Origin of the sequence: Micromonospora sp. AKA38, from assembly GCF_027925725.1 — a bacterium.
Taxonomy (GTDB): domain Bacteria; phylum Actinomycetota; class Actinomycetes; order Mycobacteriales; family Micromonosporaceae; genus Micromonospora.
The window spans coordinates 1,131,923-1,152,178 of record NZ_BNEI01000003.1; the positions used below are offsets into that span (position 1 = coordinate 1,131,923).

Genomic DNA, 20,256 nt, shown 5'->3' on the forward strand with positions numbered 1-20,256 from the left:
CGCGCCTGATCACATCAGACCTACGAAAAGCCCCGGGCTCCCCGAGCCCGGGGCTTTTCCGTCCCGGGATCCGGGTACCGGGTCCGAGCCCCGAGAGGGACGACGATGATGACTGACGTGGTGGAGTCCAGCGGCGGCCTGGCGCGGCACGACCGGAAGGCCGGCGGTGACCCGACCGGCGCCGCGGCGGCGCGGACCGGCACCGACGACTCGGTGGCGGCCGAGCGGATCGGTGAGATCCGGCGCCGGATCGACGAGATCGATCGGACGCTCATCGCGCTCTGGCAGGAACGGGCGGCGCTGTCCCAGGAGGTCGGCGCGACCCGGATGGCTGCCGGGGGCACCCGGCTGGTGCTCTCCCGCGAGCGGGAGATCCTGGAGCGGTTCCGTACCGAACTCGGCGCCGACGGCACTCAGCTCGCGCTTCTGCTGCTGCGCGCCGGCCGGGGCCCGCTGTGACCCGACCCGCGCCACAGACGACGAACCGCCTGCCGGCGTCGGGCTGACGTCGGCAGGCGGTCAGGTCTGGTTCAGGCCACCTCGTGGGTGACGACGATCTCCCGCTTCTCCGCGAAGTGGCAGGCGCTCGGGTGGTCCGAGCCCGGCCGGATCTCCAGCAGCGGCACCTCCTGGGCGCAGACGTCCTGCGCCTTCCAGCACCGGGTGCGGAACCGGCAGCCCGAGGGCGGGCTGACCGGCGAGGGGACGTCGCCCTGGAGCCGGATGATCGCCTTGCTCTCCCGCACGGTCGGGTCCGGCACCGGCACCGCCGACAGCAGCGCCTGGGTGTACGGGTGGGTCGGCCGCTCGTAGATCTCGTCCTCGGTGCCGACCTCCACCATCTTGCCCAGGTACATGACGGCGACCCGGTCCGACAGGTGGCGCACGACCGACAGGTCGTGGGCGATGAAGACGTACGACAGACCGAGCTCGGCCTGGAGCTTCTCCAGCAGGTTCATCACCTGGGCCTGGATGGACACGTCCAGGGCCGACACCGGCTCGTCGCAGACGATCACCTCGGGCCGCAGCGCCAGCGCCCGGGCGATGCCGATGCGCTGCCGCTGACCGCCGGAGAACTGGTGCGGGTACCGGTTGATGTGCTCCGGGTTGAGGCCGACCAGGTCGAGCAGTTCCTTGACCTTGCCGCGTCGGCTGGCGCGCGGAGCCACCTCGGGGTGGATCTCGAACGGCTCGCCGATCAGGTCACCGACAGTCATCCGGGGGTTCAGCGAGGTGTACGGGTCCTGCATCACCAGCTGGATCTGCCGGCGCAGCCGCCGCAGCGCGCCACCGGAGAGTTTGGAGATGTCCTGGCCCTTGTAGAGCACCTGGCCGGCGGTCGGCTTCTCCAGGTTCATCAGCACCCGGGCGAGCGTCGACTTGCCGCAGCCGGACTCGCCGACCACGCCGAGCGTCTCGCCGGCCTTCAGGTCGAAGGAGACGCCGTCGACCGCCTTGACGTGACCGATGGTCTTCTTGAACACCACACCCTGGGTCACGGGGTAGTGCTTGACCAGGTCACGAACCTCGATGATGTTCTCAGTCACGGTTCACGAGCTCCTCGGCGAAGTGGCAGGCGCTGGCCCGGCCGTGGCCCAGTTGCAGCAGCGGCGGAACCTTCTCCCGGCACACCGGCTGCGCCATCGGGCAGCGCGGGTTGAAGGCGCAGCCCGGCGGGATGTTCATCAGGTTCGGCGGGAGCCCCTTGATGGTCCGGAGCTCCTGCCCCTTCTCGTCCATCCGCGGGATCGAGTTGAGCAGGCCGAGCGTGTACGGGTGCGCCGGCTTGGCGTACAGCTCGTAGACGTCGGCTTCCTCGACGATCCGGCCGGCGTACATGACCGCGATCCGGTCCGCGACGTCGGCGACCACGCCGAGGTCGTGGGTGATCAGGATCATGCCCATCTGCCGTTCCCGCTGGATTTCGCCGAGCAGGTCCATGATCTGGGCCTGCACGGTCACGTCCAGCGCGGTGGTCGGCTCGTCGGCGATCAGCACCTCCGGGTCGAGCGCGATCGACATCGCGATCATGGCGCGCTGCCGCATACCGCCGGAGAACTGGTGCGGGTAGTTGCTGAACCGACCCTTGGCGTTGGGGATCTTCACCTGGTCGAGCATCTCGATCGCGCGCTTCTTGGCGTCCGAGCGGCTGAGGCCGCGCCGGATGCGGAACTGCTCGGCGATCTGGAAGCCGACGGTGAAAACCGGGTTGAGGGCCGAGAGCGAGTCCTGGAAGATCATGGCGATGCCCTCGCCACGGATCCGTCGCCGCTGCTCGGCGGACTGCTTGAGCATGTCCTTGCCGTGGAAGCGGACCTCGCCACCGGTGACGAACCCGGGCGGGGTGTCCAGGATGCCCATGACCGTCTGCGCGGTGACGCTCTTCCCGGAGCCGGACTCGCCGAGCACGGCGAGGGTCTCCCCCGCGTCGACGTGGTACGTCACACCGTTGATGACCTTGGCGACGCCGTCCCGGGTGCGGAACTCGACCCGCAGGTCGTCGACCTCGAGCAGGCGGCCCGAGGGGCGGCCGGATCCGTCGGCGCCGGCCGCGGACTGCTCGGACACGAGAATGTCGGACAACTCAGTTCCCCTATCGGAGCTTCGGGTCGAGGGCCTCGCGGACCGCCTCGCCGAGCATCACGAAGCTCAGCACGGCGGTGACGAGGAACGCGGAGGGGAAGAACAGCAGGAACGGCGAGACCCGGATGTAGTTCTGCGCCTCGCTGATCATGATGCCCCAGGAGACCACCGGGCTCTTCAGGCCGATGCCCAGGAAGGAGAGCGTGGCCTCCGCGCCGATGAACGAACCCACCATGATCGTGCCGTAGACCAGCAGCGGCGCCAGGCAGTTGGGCAGCAGGTGCTTCAGGATGATCCGGCCGGTGCCGGCACCCAGCGCGCGGGCCGCGACGATGTAGTCGGCCTCCTTGGTGGCGAGCACCGAGGAGCGCATCAGCCGCATCACCACGGGCCAGCTCAGCACGCTCAGGGACAGGATGACCAGCCCCATGATCGTCCACTCGCCGTTGTCGGTGCCCGAGCCGTTGAACGTGGTCAGGATGACGATCGAGCCGAGCACGAACGGCAGGCCGAAGAAGATGTCCGCGACCCGGGACAGCACCGCGTCCACCCAGCCGCCGCGGTAGCCGGCGATGATGCCCATCGCGCCGCCGAACAGCAGCGTGAGGATGGTGGACACCAGGGCCACCACGATCGACGCGCGGGCGCCGTAGATGACCCGGGAGTAGACGTCGCGGCCCTGCACGTCGTAGCCGAACCAGGCGGACGACGACGGCTCGACCCGGCTGCGCTCCAGCGCGCCGTTGACCGCGTCGCCGGAGGTGAACAGCGACGGGAACGCGGCCATCACGATGAAGAGCAGGATGAACGCGGCGGAGATCCAGAACAGCGGCTTGCGACGGAGGTCGAGCCAGGCGTCGCCGAGCAGGCCACGCGGCTTCTGCTGCTTGGCGCTCTCCGGCAGGCCGGCGTTGGTGGGCGCGCCGGACCCGGCCTCGGTGGGCATGGTCGCGGGCGGCGTCGACACGATCGACGCGGTACTCGGGTCACTCATGCCCGCACCTCGCTGCGCTCGGCGCGGGCGTGGTTGCCCGCGCAGACTGCTGGGACGATTCGTTCGCTGCGGCGCTCGTCACTCATAGCGGATCCTCGGGTCGAGGGCGGCGTAGAGCAGGTCCACCAGCAGGTTCATCACGAGGTAGACGACCACCAGCACCACCACGATGCCGACAACGGTAGCGCTCTCCTTGGTGACGATCGAGCGGAGCACCTGCCGGCCGATGCCGTTGATGCCGAAGATGCCCTCGGTCACGATCGCGCCACCCATCAGCGCACCGAGGTCGGTGCCGAGCAGCGTGACCACCGGGATGAGCGAGTTGCGGAGCAGGTGCACGCCGACCACCCGGCGCATCGGGAGGCCCTTGGCGATCGCGGTACGGACGTAGTCGGCCCGCCGGTTCTCGGCGATGCTCGTGCGCGCCACCCGGGCGATGTACGCCATCGAGGCGCTGCCGAGCACGAAGCCGGGCACGATCAGCTCGCTGAACCGCATCTCGTTGGAGACGGTCGGGTTGATGATGCCCCACTTGACGCCGAGCACCCACTGCAGCACGAAGCCGATGACGAAGACCGGCAGTGCGATCAGGAACAGGGTGGAGACCAGGACCAGGTTGTCCAGGAAGCCGTTGCGTCGCAGACCGGTCAGGATGCCCGCGCCGAGACCGATCACGGCCTCGATGGCGAGGGCGACCACCGCCAGCTTCAGGGTGTTCGGGTACGACGTGGCGATGATGTCGCTGATCTCGCGACCGCCGAACGTGATACCGAAGTCACCCTGGAACAGGTTCTTCATGTAGCTGGCGTACTGCACCCAGATCGAGTCGTCGAGATGGTACTTCTCGGTCATCATGGCCCGGTAGTTCGGCGGGCAACCACGGTCGCCGCACTTACCGGCAAAGGGGTCACCGGGCACCGACCAGACGAGCCAGTAGATCAGGAACGTCGTACCGATGAACACCGGCACGAGTTGCAGCAGCCGTCTCAAGAGATAACGGCCCATGGGGTGGTCCTCCAGACAGGGAGCGCCGGGCACCCGACGCGGTGACGACAACGTGCGAGGGGTTTGTTGTACACCCCCTCGCGGAACGGCCCCGGGCCGGGCTCACCGGTAGGCGAGCCCGACCCGGGGTCAGACCGTTCGGATCAGAGTTCGACCGAGGTGATGTCGAGCTCGCCGACGTTGGTCAGCTCCAGCTTCTTGATCTTCTCCGAGTGGCCGGACTGCTCGCCGCTGAAGTAGATCGGGATCGTCGGGACGTCCTGGTCGATCAGCTTGACGGCCTCGGCGAACTTCTTGTGGGCCTCCTCGATGCTGGGGGCCGCGGAGGCCTCCTTGGCGAGGGCGTCCACCTGCGGGTTGCTGTACTTGCCGTCGTTCGAGGAACCGCCGGTCACGTAGAGCGGGTTGATCCAGTTCTCGACGTCCGGGTAGTCCTGCTGCCAGCCGGCGCGGTACATGCCGGTCATCTTGTAGTTGTTGATGTTGGCACGGAAGACCGCGAAGGTCGGCACGCCGACGGCGACCGCGTCGATGCCCAGGTTGGTCTTGATCTGCTGGGCGACCGCCTCCATCCACTCCTTGTGGCTGGCGTCCGCGTTGTACGACAGGGTCAGCTTGCCCTGGAAGCCACCGGCCTCCTGGAGGAGCTGCTTGGCCTGGGCCACGTCGAACTTGCAGGCGGTGCAGTTGCCCGGCTCGGCGCCCGGGGTCAGCGGGTTGGCCCAGCTGTCGGCCGGCTTGCGGTTACCGAAGAAGATCTTGTCGGTGATCGCCTGCCGGTCGATGGACAGCGAGATCGCCTTGCGCAGCTTCGGGTTGGTGAAGCGCTTGTCGTAGATCGGGAAGGCGATGATGCCGGTCGACGGAATGGTCGTCTGGATCGCCCGCTCGCCCAGGTCGGTCTTCCACTTGTCACCGGCCAGCGACGAGACCGGGACCTGCTGCTGGAAGTCCAGGTTGTTGGCGAGCAGGTCGTTGTAGGCCGCCGTGTCGTCCTGGTAGATCTTGACGGTGACGTCCTTGATCTTCATCTTGTCGCGCAGGCTGTAGTCGTCGAAACGAGTCAGCTTGATCTCGACGTCGTCCTGCCAGGCGGTCAGCTTGACCGGGCCGTTGCCGATCGGCTTCTTGCCGAACTCCGCCGGGGTGGTGGCGAAGAACGCGTCCGGCAGCGGCATGAAGGCGCTGTAGCCGAGCTTGGTCGGGAACACGGCGGTCGGCGCGGAGAGCGTGACCTCGAAGTTCCAGTCGTCGACGACCTTGAGGCCGGTCATCTCCTTGGCCTTCGGCTCCGGGGCCTTCTTCGGGCCGTCCGGGCCGTCCGGGTCCTCGGTGTAGACGTCGCCGAAGCCCTGGATGTCGGAGAAGAAGGAGGCGTTCTGCGCGCCGTTCGGCCCGTACGCCGCCCAGTTCCAGGCCTTGACGAAGCTCTCGGCCTTGACGGTGGTGCCGTCGTGGAACTTGGTGTTCTGCTTGATCTTGATCTTGAAGACCTTGGAGTCGCTCGTGTCGATCGACTCGGCGAGCAGGTTCTGCGGCGCCCCACCGTTGTTGGGGTACTCGACCAGGCCGCTCCACAGCCAGTCAATGATCTTGCCGCCACCGGTCTCGGTGGTGTTCGAGGGAACCAGCGGGTTCTCCGGCTGGGTGCCGTCGATGACGATGGCGCCGTCCTTGCTCGCGCCGGTGTCGCCACCGTCGTTGTTCCCGCTGGAGCAGCCGGACGCGACGAGCGCGAATGCCGCGCCCACCGCGAGCGCGCCGCTCGCCCGCTTCGAGACTCTCATTGCGAGGGGCCTCCTCTTTCTAACCTGGTTCCGTCGTGGGTTTCACGCACGTGTGGGGGGTGACACCGCCGACGACCCGAACCACAGGCCGCCGGTTTACCGCAGAGGAAATCGGGACACCCCTGGGGTACCGATCCGCCGGGCGCCACACCCTTCGACGAGGACATCACGCAGGATCGACAACCACGGGGCGGCGCGGTTGCGGCGTTCCGTGGTCGGCGGGCCCGACGAGATGCCTCACACCGGGGGGTGAGGTGCTGCCACTGTGACACCCACCGGCCCTTTCCGTGAAGGTGCCGTTATCAAGCCGTTAGTTGCCCGCCACGTCGCCGATACTTGAGAAAAGATCACAAATGGCGCGGATCACACGCCTCTGACCAGGCACGACATGCCCACCTCGATCCAGACCACCCCGAACCTCCGGCGCACGGGCAGGCCGCGGCCCACTGCGGAACACCCGAGCGAGCGCCGGGTACGCGCAGTTTTTACCCGTACGGCTGAGGTCCTCGTCGACTGTGCGGGCACCCCCGCCGACCAGGTGGACGAGGCTGCCGGCGATCAGACCAGCCGACGGTCGGCGGCCCAGCGGGACAGCTCGTAGCGGTTCGACATCTGGAGCTTGCGCAACACGTTGGAGACGTGCGTCTCCACCGTCTTGATCGAGATGAACAGCTCCTTGGCGATCTCCTTGTACGCGTACCCCCGGGCGAGCAGCCGCAGCACCTCGCGCTCCCGGTTGGTGAGCTGATCCAGCTCGGGATCGGCGACCGGCGCGTCCGGCCGGGAGGCGAACGCGTCCAGCACGAACCCGGCCAGCCGCGGACTGAACACCGCGTCGCCGTCGGCCACCCGGCGGATCGCGTCGGTCAGTTCCTCGGGCGAGATGGTCTTCGTCACGTACCCCCGGGCGCCCGCCCGGATCAGCCCGATCACGTCCTCGGCCGCGTCGGAGACGCTCAGCGCCAGGAACCTCACCTGCGGGTGGGTACGCCGCATCGCCTCCAGCACCGCGCGGCCACCCCCGTCCGGCATGTGCACGTCCAGCAGCACCACGTCCGGCTGGGTGACCGCGATCCGGGCCACCGCCTCCGCCACCGAACTGGCCTCGCCCACGACCTCGACCCGGGTGCCCAGCTCGGCGCGGACGCCGGCCCGGAACATGGCGTGGTCGTCGACGAGGAACACCCGCAGCGGCCCTCGCGGCGCCGCGCCCTCGACCGGTTCCTGCTCGGACATGGTCACCTGTCCCTTTCCGCCGTGGAGCCGGCACCGGAGCCGGAGCCGCTGATCGGCAGGATCAGCCGGACCTCCGTCCCCTCCCCCGGCTCGGACCGGATCTCCGCCCGGCCGCCGTGCCGCTGCATCCGGCCGATGATCGAACCCCGGACGCCGTGCCGGTGATTCTCCACCGTATCCGGGTCGAAGCCCTTGCCCCGGTCCCGCACGAACGCGCTGACCTGCTCCGGCTCCACCTCGGCGTAGAGCGACACGGTCTGCACCCCGGCGTGCCGGGCCGCGTTGACGAGCGCCTCCCGGGTGGCCGCGACGAGCGCGCCGACCCGCTCGTCGGTCTCCCGGTCGCCGACCACCACCGCCTCGACCGTGATCGCGAACGTGTCCTCCACCTCGGCTGCGGCCTGCTCCAGCGCGGCCGCGAAGCGCTCGGTCGGCGAGGCGGCCGGCTTGTAGAGCCAGTTGCGCAGTGAGCGTTCCTGCCCCCGGGCCAGCCGCTGCACGGTCTTGACGTCGCCGGCGTTGCGCTGGATCAGGGCGAGCGTGTGCAGCACCTGGTCGTGCACCATGGCAGCGAGTTCGGCGCGCTCCTGCTCGCGGATCCGCCCCTCCCGCTCCGACCGGAGCTGGTTCCAGGTGCGCCACAGCACCGGGCCGGTGACCACGCCCACGCCGGCCAGCCCGACCAGCGCGAAGATGACGCCGTTGAGCACCGCGTCGAAGTTCTGCGCCGGGGAGTAGACGGCGGCCACGCCGATGATGCCGACCGCGACGAGCACGCCGCCGCCGATGAAGCGGAGCACGAACGCCCGCCGGTCGCTCTCCTCCACCACCGCGCCCAGCCAGGGCACCGCCGAGTCGCCCCACTGCCGGCGACGTTCCGGGCCGGACTGGTGCCAGATGACCCCGGCGCCGACCGCGATGATCGCGACCAGCCAGCCGGCGGTGCCGGCCGCCCCGACCGAGTCGAACGCGACCACCTGGAGCAGCAGCACGCCCAACCCGATCACCACGAACGGCAGCAGCTGGGCGAGGTCGCGGCGGGGCGGCACGGCGGTGTCGCCGGGCCGGGGCGGGACCACCGCCCAGAACGCGGCGTAGAGCAGCAGCCCGAGCCCGCTGAGCCCGAGCAGCACCATGAACGCCACCCGGACCCGGAGCACCGGGATGCCCAGGTGCTCGGCGATGCCGGCGGCCACCCCGGCCGCCAACCGGTGCTCGGTGGCCCGGTAGAGGCGCGGGGGATGCGGCGTGACGGTGCTGCTGATCTTCGGACTCCCGGTTCGGCGCGAGGTGCCGGCGGCGGCCGACGACCCGATCGTCACACGATCGGAACGCCCCGGACCACGGGGACGCCCCGGACATTCCCCGCCGGGGGATCTCAGGGTGGGGTCAGGGTCGGTTCCGGAGGTCGTCCGGGCGGCCGGGGCAGCACTATCGGAGGCATGACCGAGGACGCTGCCCGTCCGCCCCGCCCCTGGGCGGCAGCACAGGACGATCCACCGCCGCCCCCGCCGGGGCCGGCCCCCACCGACGACGACAGGCCCCCGCCGCCGGGCGGCGGCGCGCCGTTCGCCGATCCACCCCCCGGCGGGTACGCCCCACCGCCCGGCGCCGCCGGCTTCACCACCCGGTACGGGCTGGTCCGCCCTCGGGAGGGCCGCTACCTGGCCGGGGTGTGCGCCGCCATCGGCCGGGCCACCAACACCGACCCGGTGCTGTGGCGCGTCCTGCTGGCCGTGCTCGGCTTCTTCGGCGGCATCGGCATCCTGGTCTACGTCGCCGCGTGGCTGATCATCCCCGGGGAGGGCGACACCGCCTCACCCGTGGAGTCGATGCTCGGCCGGGGCCGCTCCAGCATGTCCCCGGTCACCGTCATCGTGCTCGGCATCGTGGTCGCGGTCGGCTTCGCGTACGTCGTCACCGACGGCTTCCGGGCCATCCTGCTCGGCGCCGTGATCCTGATCGGCGGCGCGCTGATGCTCAACCGCGACCAGCGCGGGCCCGCGCCCCGGGCCGGCGCGTACCCCGGTCCGGTGCCGCCGTCCGGCGGGCCGTTCCCCGCGCCACCGGCTGCCTCCTGGGCCGGTCCGCCCGCCGGATCCGGGCCGCCGCCGCCCGTCCCGCCGTGGCCGGCCGGACCCGCCGGGTACGCGCCGCCGGCCGGAGCCGGCGCCGCGTCCCGAACCGACGAACCGGTCGAGGTCACGCCGGGTTGGCCGGCCGGCCCGCCCGGGGCCGGCTCCCCACCGGCCGCCCGGCCCGCAGCCGGGGACCCGGTCAGCGCGTCCGCCCGGACCGAGCCGGGCCACCCCGCCGCACCGCACGCGGACGCCGAGCCCGGCTACCCGCCCGTCCACGCCGAACCCGGCTACCCGGCTGCCCCGTTCTCCGGCTACCCGGCCACGCCGCCCGGTCACGCCCGACCCGGATACCCGCCCGCACCGGCCACCGGGGCCGGGACCGGCTACCCGACCGCGCCGTTGCCCGCCCCGGGTTGGCCCGCCGCGGCCGGCACCCGACCGGTCCGGTCCGAGCCGGTGACCGCCACGTTGCCCACGGTGACGTCACCGGCCGGTGACACCGGCACCGGGGCGGGCCCCGGCGCGGCCCCGAGCTGGCCCGCCGCACCGACCACCGGCGCGCCGCTCGGCGGGCCGACCGCCGTGCCCCCGCCCGCCCCGATGGGCGCGCCGCTGCCGCCGGGCGGCTACCGTCCGCCGTTCGCCCCGCACGGCCCGTACGCCGGGTCGCCCCCCGCCCCGGCGCCGGTCCGACCGCCCCGCCCGCCGAAGCGGCCGAAGGAACGCTCCCCGCTCGGTGCGATCACGTTCTCGCTGATCTTCCTGGCGCTGGGCCTGGTGGCGATGCTCGACCTGCTCGGCGTGTTCCCGGTCGGCGCGGCCGGCTACTTCGCCGCGGCGCTGGCCACCATCGGCCTGGGGCTGCTCGTGGGCACCTGGTTCGGCCGCGCCCGCTGGCTGATCGCTCTCGGTCTGGTGACGGCGGCGGCGCTCGGCGTCGCCACCGTCGCCGAGTCCTACGACCGGGTGCGCGGCATCGACGGCAACGTCACCTGGGCCCCGACCGACCGCCGCGACCTGGCCGACCGGTACGAGAACAACCTCGGTGACGCGGTGCTCGACCTGCGGGCCATCGACTTCGACAAGCAGGACATCCAGGTGACCGTGGACGTGAACCTCGGCAACGCGACGGTGGTCGTGCCGGCGAACGTGGACGTGACCACGGTGGCCGACGTGAACGCCGGTGACGCCACCGTCTTCGGCCGGCACACCGGCGGGCTCAGCGGTCGCCGCTGGGAGAGCACCGACGCCGGCGCGGACGGCCCCGGCGGGGGCAAGCTGCGTCTCTACGTCCACGTGAACGCCGGCAATCTGGAGGTGACCCGGTGAAGGCCCACCGTACGGACATCGTGTCGTTCGCCTTCGGACTTGTCTTCCTCGGGCTCGCCCTCTGGTGGCTGCTGGCCCGGATCCTCGGGCTGGACGTGCCCCCGGTGGGCTGGTTCCTGGCCGGCGGGCTGGTCGTGATCGGTTTGCTCGGCCTGGTCGGCGCGCTGCGCTCGGTCCGCGGCCCGGACCGGCCGGCGGCACCGGCTCAGCCCGACCGGTACGGGCAGCCGGGCGGGGCGGAGACGACGGTGGCCGCGCCGTACCGGGACGGCACCCCGGCCGGCGACGGCCCGGCTGCCGAGCGGGCCGACGAGTGGGCCACCGACGCGGTGACCGAGGTGCCGGCGCCGGCCCGGGAGGACCTGCCGGCCGAACACGGGCCGGGCCGGTCAGCGGCCGGACCGGCGACCGGGGAACCGGCCACCGCCGAACCGGAGAACCGGTCCGGGCCGGCCACCCGCGAGCTGCCCGCGGTCGACCCGGGGGCCGTCGCGCCACCGGCCGGACGGCGTACCCCCGGGGAGCCGCCGGCCTGACCGCGCCGGTGCGGCGGCCCGCGGGCGCGGCCTATGCTGGGTCGAGGGAGACCTCCCCTCCGCCGTCCGGTCCGGGCCGCCCCGACCACGCCCGACGCTCCCGTTCCGCCCCGGCCGGCCGGCCGGCCGGTCGCGTCGCCGCAGCGGCCCCCGTCCGTCCCTACCGCGTCAGGAGCTCGTCCGACATGACCCAGTCCCCCGCCGTGCGTGTCACCGGTCCGTCCGGTGCGGTCCGCCTCGGCGAGCGCGCCGCCCGCACGCTCGTCAGCGAGTTCGCCCGGCGTAACGACCCGAAGACCGGACTGCTGGTCGGCGCGACCCCGGAGTCCGCGGTGCTGGCCGCGGCGATCGAGGCGCTGCTCCCGGGCGACCGGCTGGTCGTGGTGCCGGCGGAGGGCGCCGCGGCGACGGCGCTCCGCGAGCACGTGATGGCCCAGGGCCGCTGGGTCGCCGACCGGGTACGCGTGGTCGACACGCTCACCGAGGCGGAGGCCGCCGCGGTGGTGTTCGTCGCCGAGCCGTTCACCGGCACCGCCGAGGAGGCCCGTGCCGCGGTGGACGGCCTGTCCAAGTACCTGGCCGACGGCGCGGTGCTCAGCGTCGCCGCGCCGCTGTTCCGCACCGAGGGCGCCGGCCCCGAGCTGGAGCGGCAGGGCGTGCTGCACGGTGTCCGCACCGACGTGGTGCTGCGCAACTCCCCGCCGGTCCGCGTGCACCACCTGCGCCTCACCCCGGCGTCGGCCGCGCTGGCGGCCTCGCTGTCGCCGGCGTACCGGCCGTCGAGCGTGCCGGTGACCCGGCAGATGCACATCGACTCCAACGGGGTGGCCGCCGCCGGCATCACGCTCGGCCTGGCCGCCCTGGCCCGGGCCGCCCGGCCGAAGTCCAGGCTCTGGCTGGTGCCGGCGTTGGCCGCGGCGCCGGTGGCCGCGTTCTTCCGGGACCCGCAGCGGGACGTCCCGGAGGACCCGTCGGCCGTGGTCGCCTCCGCGGACGGCCAGGTCCTGTCCGTGCAACGGCTCACCGACGAGCGCTTCGGCGACGGCGAGTGGCTGCGGGTCGCGGTCTTCCTGTCGGTGCTGGACGTGCACGTCAACCGGGCTCCGGTGGCCGGCAAGGTGGTCGACTACTTCGTCGCCGACGGCGGGTTCGTCAACGCCATGAAGCCGGACGCCGAGCACAACGTGGCGGCGTACACGGTGTTGGACACCGACCACGGCACGGTGATCGTGGCGCAGCGCACCGGCCTGATCGCGCGCCGTATCGTTCAGCGGGCACCGGTCGGCTCGCTGCTGGCGAAGGGCGAGCGCTTCGGTCTGATCCGGTTCGGCTCACGCACCGACGTCTACCTGCCGGTCGACGCCGCGGACCCGCTGGTCGGCCCCGGCGACAAGGTGATCGGCGGGTCGACGGTCATCGCCCGCTGGCGCTGACCCGCCCGCGACGTACGAAAAGGGGCGCCGCTCTCGCGAGCAGCGCCCCTTTCGGCGTTAGGTGACGCGTGTCAGGCGGCGCGGCGCTGGTGCAGCCAGAGCAGCGGGCCGCTGGCCAGGTAACCCACCACCACGAGGGCGAAGGTGAGCCGGATGTCGACGAGCGCGCCGACCACCGGGGCCACCCAGAGCCACGGCGGCAGCTTCAGCAGCCGGGCGAGCTTGGCGTAGGGGAAGCTGGACACCATCGCGAAGGCGAGCAGCGCCACGCCGGCGACCATGACCAGGCCGGGGACCGGCACGCCGATCGCCACGGTCAGGGCGAGCACCATCGCCGCCATCGTGGTCGGCACGCCGCAGAAGAACCGGCCGTCCTTCGGCGAGACGTTGAACCGGGCGAGCCGGATGGCCGCGCACGCCGCGACCAGGGCGCAGGCGACCGCGGCGGCGGCCGGCGGCACCGAGCCGGCCAGTGAGGCGTAGACCACCACCGGCGCGGCGAGGCCGAACGAGCACATGTCGGCAAGCGAGTCCATCTGCGCGCCGAACGGGCTGGCCACGCCGAGCTTGCGGGCCAGGGCGCCGTCGAGGCCGTCGAACGCGACACACGCGATCAGGCAGACCGCGGCGAGCCGCACCTCGCCCTGCATGGCCAGGAAGATGGCCAGCATGCCGAGCATGAGGCTGCTCAGGGTGCACGCGTTGACCAGCGCGAACTTGGCGCGCCGGGCGGCGGTGCGCTCGCCGGGCAGCAGCGGGATCGACATGGCCGGGGACTCGTCGACCGGCGCGGCCGGGACGAGCGCCGGGCTGATCGGGCGTACCGCTTCGACGTCGGCGTCGAACCGGCCGTAGCGGAGACGCTGGCGGTCGGCGTAGCGGCGGTCGCGGGTGACCAGGTCGGTCCCGGGGCCGGCCAGGCCGTCCCGGCGGCCCACCCGGACCAACAGCACCTGGCGGGCGAACGTGCTGCTGCGGCGCAACCGGCCCGCCCAGCGACGCCCTGCGGGGCGCGGACTGTCAGTAGTACGACGCCGGCGCCATGGGGCTCTCGGCACGTTTCCTCCATCACCGGATCGGCTGGCCGCCCACGTCGGGGCGGGTGTCCGGCTGTCTCGTGCCGGACCTTTCGGGCCCGGCAGCCCATTTGCGGAGTACACCATTGCACAGGGGACGGGGGCTTGGCGATAGCTGCCGGCGGTACTTATATCTGCCTCAACCGCACTAACCGCTCAGTTATTCCCATCTCGGGCCGCAACGCCCTTTTCTCTCCGTCATCCCTCTTCCTGACTGTACCGGAGGTGGCCCAGGGCGGCTCGGTGAGCGGTTCAGCTCACTCCGCGCCGGGTGGCCCGGACCGCCACCTCGGTCATCGACAGACCGGCCACCTGCGGTCGGGTGAACCAGGCGGCCCGGGCGGTGGAACCGCCGGCCAGTTCGGTCACCACCGCCTCGGTCGGCGCGTCCACCCGGACCCGGTAGATCACCCGGATGCCGTGCCAGTCCAGCGGGCGGCCCTCCGGGCCGAGCGCGGCGGGCGTGTGCAGGTTGTCCACCGCCAGCAACTCGACCACGCGGCCCAGTTGCCCGGCCTCCTCGACCAGCTCGCGGAGCAGCCCGGCGGCCGGCTGCTCGCCGTGGTCGGTGCCGCCGCCGGGCAGGTGCCACTTGCCGGCGCCCGGATAGCCGGGGGCGATCATGGTGAGCAGCACCCGGTCGTCCGGGTCGGTGACCAGCCCGTACGCGGCGAAACGCTGCCGGCGGTCGGTGGCCGGCGCGGCCGGCAGCGCCCGGGGCAGGTCGGCCGGCAGCGGCGACACGGGCAGGCCGAGCAGTTCGGCGGTGAACGGCATCAGCAGCCGGCCGGCGGCCTTGTCCGGGGTGAACCAGCCCAGCTCGTCGCTGCCGCCGGCCGGCTCGGGCCGCGGCCGTCCGCCCCGGGCCTCGACCTCGAAGACCAGCCGGTCGGTGTGCACCGCCACCGCGTCGGCGTGGGAGAGGGCCACGTCGGCGACCGCGGCGCGGACCGTGCCGACCGCCACGGTCAGCCCGGTCTCCGCGGCGAACCCGCGCACCACGGCGTCGGCCGGGTGCTCGGCGTGCGCGACCGCGCTGCCGGGCAACTGCCACACCCCCGGGTACGGGCCCCCGGCCGCACCCCGCGCGAGCAGCACCCGCCCCGCCGCGTCCCGGAGAACCCCGTAGGCCCCCACCCGCCGCCACCGCTCCACCCCGCACCCTCCCCGACCCGTTCCAGCGTCGATCATGAGGTTAGCGGCCCCGGGACGGACATTTCGTCCCGGCAACCTCATGATCATCGACGCGGGAGGGCGGTGGGTGGGGTGGGGTCAGATGAGGTGGGCGGCCTGGACGGCCTCGGCGGTGACCTCGGTGAGGCGGTCGGTGGGGAGAGCGCCGAGTTCCTCGCGCCGGAACCAGCGGGCCTCGCACGTGGAGCCGCCGACGTCCGCCACGGTGGGCGGGGCGGGCTGGTCCACGACCACCCGGTAGAAGGCGCGGACGCCGTGCCAGTCGATCGGGTAGCCCTCCGGGCCGAGCGAGGCGGCGTCCCGGTGGCTGGCCACTCCGAGCAGCTCGACGAGGCGGCCGGTCTGCCCGGTCTCCTCGACCAACTCCCGGATCAGCGCCGCGGCGGGCTGCTCGCCGTAGTCGGTGCCGCCGCCGGGCAGATGCCAGCAGCCGGCGCCCGGATAGCCGTCGGAGACGCGGGTCAGCAGCACCCGCTCCTCCGGGTCGGTCACCACCGCGTACGCGGCGAAGCGCTGCGCCCGGTGCAGCCCGTCCGGGCCGGGGACGGCGTAGAACGAGGGGAACTCGGGGACCTCCTCCGGCACCACGTCGTGCGAGGAGGTGGGCAGCCCCAGGGCACGCGCGGTGAACGACCGCAGCGGCAGCCCGCGGGCCTCGTCGAGGGTGAACCAGCGGGCCAGGTCGGTGGGGCGGTCGACCCGCTCGGTGAGCGTCCCGCCCCGCACCGACACGGTGTAGAGCAGGCGGTCGGTGTGGATCGTGATGTGCCGCTCGGGCAACGCCCGCATGTCGGCCAGCACGTCCTGGAGGCCGGCGACGGCGACGGAGAGCCCGGTCTCGGCCGCGGTCTCCCGGACGACTGTGTGCTTGGGGTCCTCACCGTGGTCGACCGCCCCTCCGGGGAGCGACCAGGTGCCGGGGGTGCCGGAGCGCTCCGATGCGCGGACCAGCAACACTCGGCCGTTCGAATCAGCACAAACTGCGTATGCCGCGATCCTGCGCAGCGGCTCCAGCGAGGTGGTCACGGGAGCAAATTCTCCCCGGCGGCCGTTACCTCCATCGAAAAGAGTCAGATTCCTGACTCTCTGCTGGCGCCTCAGGGACAGGTCAGGGTAAGTGTCCGGGCGGTCACCGAGGTCGCCCGCCGTCCGCCGCGCAACCGTGGACACATGACCTCCACGAACCCCTTCCAGCCCCCGTACAAGCAGCTCCGCCGGCCGGTGAGCGACCGCATGATCGCCGGTGTGGCCAGCGGCCTCGGCCGCTACTTCGCCGTCGACCCCACGCTGGTCCGGGTGGCCTTCGCGGTCGCCACCGTGCTCACCGGCGGGCTGGCCGCGCTCGCGTACCCGATCATGTGGTTCCTGATGCCGGAGGAGCCGGCCGGCGCGCCCGCCTGGCCGCACGCCCCGGGCACCGCGCCCGGCTGGCCGCCGGTCCCGCCGGCCGGGCCGGGCTCGCAGGCCGGGCCGGGCTCGCAGGCCGGGCCGGGCTCGCAGGCCGGGCCGGGCTCGCAGGCCGGGCCGGGCTCGCAGGCCGGGCCGCCGCCCGCCGCCTGACCCGGCGTCACTCCCACTCGATGGTGCCCGGCGGCTTGCTTGTCACGTCCAGCACCACGCGGTTGACCTCGGCGACCTCGTTGGTGATCCGGGTGGAGATCCGGGCCACCACCTCGTAGGGCAGCCGGGACCAGTCGGCGGTCATCGCGTCCTCGCTGGAGACCGGGCGCAGCACCACCGGATGCCCGTAGGTGCGCCCGTCGCCCTGCACGCCGACGCTGCGCACGTCGGCCAGCAGCACCACCGGGAACTGCCAGACGCCCCGGTCCAGGCCGGCGGCGGTCAACTCCTGCCGGGCGATCAGGTCGGCCTTGCGGAGCACGGCGAGGCGCTCCTCGTCGACCGCGCCGATGATCCGGATGGCCAGGCCCGGGCCGGGGAACGGGTGCCGCCAGACCATCGCCTCGGGCAGGCCCAGCTCCAGGCCGATCGTGCGGACCTCATCCTTGAACAGCGTGCGCAGCGGCTCGACCAGGGAGAACTTCAGGTCCTCGGGCAGGCCGCCGACGTTGTGGTGGCTCTTGATGTTGGCGGTGCCGGTGCCGCCGCCGGACTCCACCACGTCCGGGTAGAGCGTGCCCTGCACCAGGAACTCCACGTCGCCGTGGGCGGCGATCTCCCGGGCGGCGGCCTCGAAGACCCGGATGAACTCGCGGCCGATGATCTTCCGCTTCTGTTCCGGATCGGTCACCCCGGCGAGCGCGCCGAGGAACCGCTCCCGCGCGTCGACCACCTTGAGCCTGATCCCGGTCGCCGCCACGTAGTCCTTCTCCACCTGCTCGGCCTCGCCGGCCCGCAGCAGCCCGTGGTCGACGAAGACGCAGGTGAGCTGGTCGCCCACGGCCCGGTGCACGAGCGCCGCCGCGACCGCCGAGTCGACGCCGCCGGACAGGCCGCAGATGACCTCCTTGTCACCGACCTGCTCGCGGATGCGGGCGACCTGCTCGTCGATGATGTTCTCCGGCGTCCAGGTCGGGGCCACGCCGGCGATGTCGTACAGGAAGCGGGTCAGCATCTCCTGACCGTGCGCGGTGTGCCCCACCTCGGGGTGGAACTGCACGCCGGCCCGGCGACCGGCCAGGTCCTCGAACGCGGCCACCGGGGCCCCCGCCGACTCGGCGGTCACCGTGAAGCCGGCCGGCGCCTCGGTCACGCAGTCGCCGTGGCTCATCCACACCGGCAGGTCGGCCGGCAGGTCGCGGAGCAGCACACCGGGCTCGGTCAGGCGCGGGCGCAGCGGGGTGCCGCCGTACTCCCGGTTGCCGGTGCGCGAGACCGTGCCGCCGAGCGCCTGGGCCATCGCCTGGAAGCCGTAGCAGATGCCGAAGACCGGCACGTCGGTGTCGAACATCCCGGCGTCGATCTGCGGGGCGCCCGGGGCGTAGACGCTGGACGGGCCGCCGGACAGGATGATCGCGGCCGGGTTCTTCGCCAGCATCTCGGACACCGGCATGGAATGCGGGACGATCTCCGAGTAGACCTTCGCCTCGCGGACGCGGCGCGCGATGAGCTGGGCGTACTGGGCTCCGAAGTCCACCACGAGGACGGGGCGAGGCGTGCTCATGTGCGCAAAGCCTACCGACAGTCACCGGGCCGCCGGACGCGCCCCGGCGGTGTCGCGCCTCGAATGTGTCAACAGGGGGCCCTGCCTCTACCGGAGGCGTTAGGAAGGGGCCCCTCCTTTCACCGCAACGCGGCGGGGGCGTGCGGGGGGACCGCCGGCCGGCGCGGGGGGACGGGGGGCACGCGGGTGTACGGGGAGCCGGGTGCGGGGCGGGGGTCGGGGTCGCCCTTGTTGGGCCAGAACGACATCGCCCGCTCCGCCTGCGCGGTGATCGTCAGCGACGGGTTGACGCCCAGGTTCGCCGAGACCGCCGCGCCGTCCACCACGTGCAGCCCCGGATGGCCGTACACCCGGTGCCAGGGGTCGACGACGCCGTCGGCCGGGGTGGCGCCGATCACCGCGCCGCCGAGGATGTGCGCGGTCATCGGGATGTTGAACGGCTCGGTCACCGCGCCGCCCGGGGTGCCGTCGATCTCCTCGGCGAGCAGCCGGACCGCCTCGTTGCCGGCCGGGATCCAGGTCGGGTTGGCCGCGCCGTGACCCGGCCCGCTGACCAGCCGGCGGCCCCGCCAGCGGGTGGTCAGCGAGTTGTCGACCGACTGCATGACAAGCGCGATCACGGTGCGCTCGGACCAGCCGCGGACGGACAGCATCCGGGCCGCCAGCCCCGGCTGCCGGACGATGCTGCCCAGCCACCGCCGGACCCGGTGCGGCCCGCCGTCGACCAGCAACGACTGGAGCAGCCCCATCGCGTTGGAGCCCTTGCCGTAGCGGACCGGCTCGATGTGGGTCTGCGGATCGGGGTGGAACGAGCTGGTGATCGCCACCCCCGCCGAGAAGTCCAGACCGCGCCGCCGGGCCGCGCCCGAACCCACCGAGGCGCCGAGGATCGCCTCCGAGTTGGTCCGGGTCAGCTCGCCCAGCCGGGGTGAGAGCGCCGGCAGCGCGCCGGTCGCCTTCATCTCGTGCAGCAGCCGCTGGGTGCCGAGCGCGCCGGCCGCGAAGACCACCTGGTCGGCGTGGATCACCGCGCGGCGCTTGCGCAGCCAGGCTCCGGTGCGCGCGGTGTGCACCACGTAGCCGCCGGCCGGGTCGGGGCGTACCGCGGTCACCGTGGTCAGCGGGTGGACCTGCACGCCGAGCCGCTCGGCCAGCCAGAGGTAGTTCTTGACAAGCGTGTTCTTCGCGCCGTGCCGGCAGCCGGTCATGCACGACCCGCAGTGGCTGCACCCGGTGCGGTCCGGCCCCACCCCACCGAAGTACGGGTCGGGCACCCGCTGGCCCGGGCGGCCGATGTGCACGCCGACCGGCGTCGGGTGGAACGTGTGCGCCACGCCCATCCGCTCGGCCACCGCCCGCATGGCCCGGTCCGCGCCGGTGTCGATCGGGTACGTGGTCACGCCGAGCATCCGCTTCGCCTGGTCGTAGTGGCGGGCCAACTCGTCGCGCCAGTCGGTGATGTCCCGCCACTGCGGGTCGGCGTAGAACGCGTCCAGCGGCTCGTAGAGCGTGTTCGCGTAGACGAGTGAGCCGCCGCCCACCCCGGCGCCGGAGAGCACCAGCACGCCGCCGCCGGCCTTCCGGTCGGCGGAGCGGAGCAGCGTGATCCGTTGCAGCCCGAAGCAGCCGAGTCGCGGCGCCCACAGGAACCGTCGCGCCTGCCAGGACGTACGCGGGAACTCCTCGTCGGCGAAGCGGCGGCCGGCCTCCAGGACGCCCACCGAGTAGCCCTTCTCGGCCAGCCGCAGCGCGGTGACGCTGCCGCCGAAACCCGAACCGATGACGACCACGTCGTAGCGCATGCACGCATCATTACCGACGGGTAGCTATGGCGCCAGCACGCGTTTTTCGCAGATCATGCAGAGCGCTTCCGGCCGC

17 protein-coding genes are annotated in these 20,256 nt (G+C 72.6%); 5 read left to right on the plus strand and 12 right to left on the minus strand.

Annotation, left to right across the window (positions count from 1 at the left end; genetic code table 11):
* The first annotated feature begins 105 nt into the window (after positions 1-105).
* Entirely contained in the window at positions 106-459 is a 354-nt protein-coding gene (locus TPA0908_RS13755) for a chorismate mutase (protein WP_281937976.1), read from the plus strand.
* A 71-nt stretch (positions 460-530) separates the two neighbouring features.
* On the opposite strand, the gene TPA0908_RS13760 is transcribed toward TPA0908_RS13755, so the two are convergent.
* From TPA0908_RS13760 to TPA0908_RS13790, 7 genes are all read right to left on the minus strand, one after another.
* Positions 531-1,547: an ABC transporter ATP-binding protein gene (locus TPA0908_RS13760; RefSeq protein ID WP_281937977.1), complete on the minus strand. Its 1,017-nt coding sequence runs from the start codon at positions 1,545-1,547 to the stop codon at positions 531-533.
* On the minus strand, positions 1,540-2,568 hold the full coding sequence (locus TPA0908_RS13765; protein ID WP_281938601.1) for an ABC transporter ATP-binding protein: 1,029 nt from the start codon (positions 2,566-2,568) through the stop codon (positions 1,540-1,542). Before TPA0908_RS13765 ends, TPA0908_RS13760 begins: the two co-directional genes overlap by 8 nt.
* A 25-nt stretch (positions 2,569-2,593) precedes the next feature.
* Positions 2,594-3,577, minus strand: a complete 984-nt coding sequence (locus TPA0908_RS13770) for an ABC transporter permease (protein WP_281937979.1) — start codon at positions 3,575-3,577, stop codon at positions 2,594-2,596.
* 78 nt (positions 3,578-3,655) lie between these two features.
* Positions 3,656-4,582, minus strand: a complete 927-nt coding sequence (locus TPA0908_RS13775; RefSeq protein WP_107158893.1) for an ABC transporter permease — start codon at positions 4,580-4,582, stop codon at positions 3,656-3,658.
* 143 nt (positions 4,583-4,725) lie between these two features.
* Positions 4,726-6,369, minus strand: a complete 1,644-nt coding sequence (locus TPA0908_RS13780; RefSeq protein ID WP_281937981.1) for a peptide ABC transporter substrate-binding protein — start codon at positions 6,367-6,369, stop codon at positions 4,726-4,728.
* A gap of 558 nt (positions 6,370-6,927) precedes the next feature.
* Complete coding sequence (locus TPA0908_RS13785; RefSeq protein ID WP_107158888.1) at positions 6,928-7,605, minus strand: response regulator; 678 nt, start codon at positions 7,603-7,605, stop codon at positions 6,928-6,930.
* A 2-nt stretch (positions 7,606-7,607) separates the two neighbouring features.
* Complete coding sequence (locus tag TPA0908_RS13790; protein WP_281938603.1) at positions 7,608-8,870, minus strand: ATP-binding protein; 1,263 nt, start codon at positions 8,868-8,870, stop codon at positions 7,608-7,610.
* Positions 8,871-9,047: 177 nt separating this feature from the next.
* Between TPA0908_RS13790 and TPA0908_RS13795 the strand changes: the two genes are divergently transcribed.
* The 3 genes from TPA0908_RS13795 to TPA0908_RS13805 all read left to right on the plus strand — a co-directional run bounded on the left by TPA0908_RS13795 (position 9,048) and on the right by TPA0908_RS13805 (position 12,984).
* Positions 9,048-11,015 carry a PspC domain-containing protein gene (locus TPA0908_RS13795; protein ID WP_281937984.1) on the plus strand — a complete coding sequence of 656 codons (1,968 nt, stop codon included), beginning with the start codon at positions 9,048-9,050 and terminating at the stop codon, positions 11,013-11,015.
* Positions 11,012-11,551 (plus strand): hypothetical protein, encoded by a 540-nt coding sequence (locus TPA0908_RS13800; RefSeq protein ID WP_281938629.1) that lies wholly within the window; start codon positions 11,012-11,014, stop codon positions 11,549-11,551. Before TPA0908_RS13795 ends, TPA0908_RS13800 begins: the two co-directional genes overlap by 4 nt.
* Before the next feature lie 185 nt (positions 11,552-11,736).
* The gene (locus TPA0908_RS13805) at positions 11,737-12,984 is read left to right on the plus strand and encodes a phosphatidylserine decarboxylase (protein ID WP_281937985.1); all 1,248 of its coding nucleotides are present in this window, start codon (positions 11,737-11,739) and stop codon (positions 12,982-12,984) included.
* A gap of 71 nt (positions 12,985-13,055) precedes the next feature.
* Here the strand turns inward: TPA0908_RS13805 and TPA0908_RS13810 are convergent, their stop codons facing one another.
* The 3 genes from TPA0908_RS13810 to TPA0908_RS13820 form a co-directional block, all read right to left on the minus strand.
* A complete protein-coding gene (locus TPA0908_RS13810; RefSeq protein WP_281937986.1) occupies positions 13,056-13,967 on the minus strand; it encodes a CDP-alcohol phosphatidyltransferase family protein in 912 nt (303 codons plus the stop codon).
* A 345-nt stretch (positions 13,968-14,312) separates the two neighbouring features.
* Positions 14,313-15,251 (minus strand): NUDIX hydrolase, encoded by a 939-nt coding sequence (locus TPA0908_RS13815; RefSeq protein ID WP_374709207.1) that lies wholly within the window; start codon positions 15,249-15,251, stop codon positions 14,313-14,315.
* Positions 15,252-15,332: 81 nt separating this feature from the next.
* Entirely contained in the window at positions 15,333-16,280 is a 948-nt protein-coding gene (locus tag TPA0908_RS13820; RefSeq protein WP_281937990.1) for an NUDIX hydrolase, read from the minus strand.
* 144 nt (positions 16,281-16,424) lie between these two features.
* Here TPA0908_RS13820 and TPA0908_RS13825 point away from each other — a divergent pair, with 144 nt between their 5' ends.
* Positions 16,425-16,814, plus strand: a complete 390-nt coding sequence (locus tag TPA0908_RS13825) for a PspC domain-containing protein (RefSeq protein ID WP_281937991.1) — start codon at positions 16,425-16,427, stop codon at positions 16,812-16,814.
* Positions 16,815-16,821: 7 nt separating this feature from the next.
* Here TPA0908_RS13825 and guaA read toward each other — a convergent pair whose 3' ends face one another.
* Together guaA and TPA0908_RS13835 are read right to left on the minus strand one after the other, a co-directional pair.
* Entirely contained in the window at positions 16,822-18,378 is a 1,557-nt protein-coding gene (guaA, locus tag TPA0908_RS13830) for a glutamine-hydrolyzing GMP synthase (protein ID WP_107158871.1), read from the minus strand.
* A 119-nt stretch (positions 18,379-18,497) separates the two neighbouring features.
* A complete protein-coding gene (locus TPA0908_RS13835; RefSeq protein WP_281937995.1) occupies positions 18,498-20,180 on the minus strand; it encodes an FAD-dependent oxidoreductase in 1,683 nt (560 codons plus the stop codon).
* Positions 20,181-20,256 lie beyond the last annotated feature (76 nt).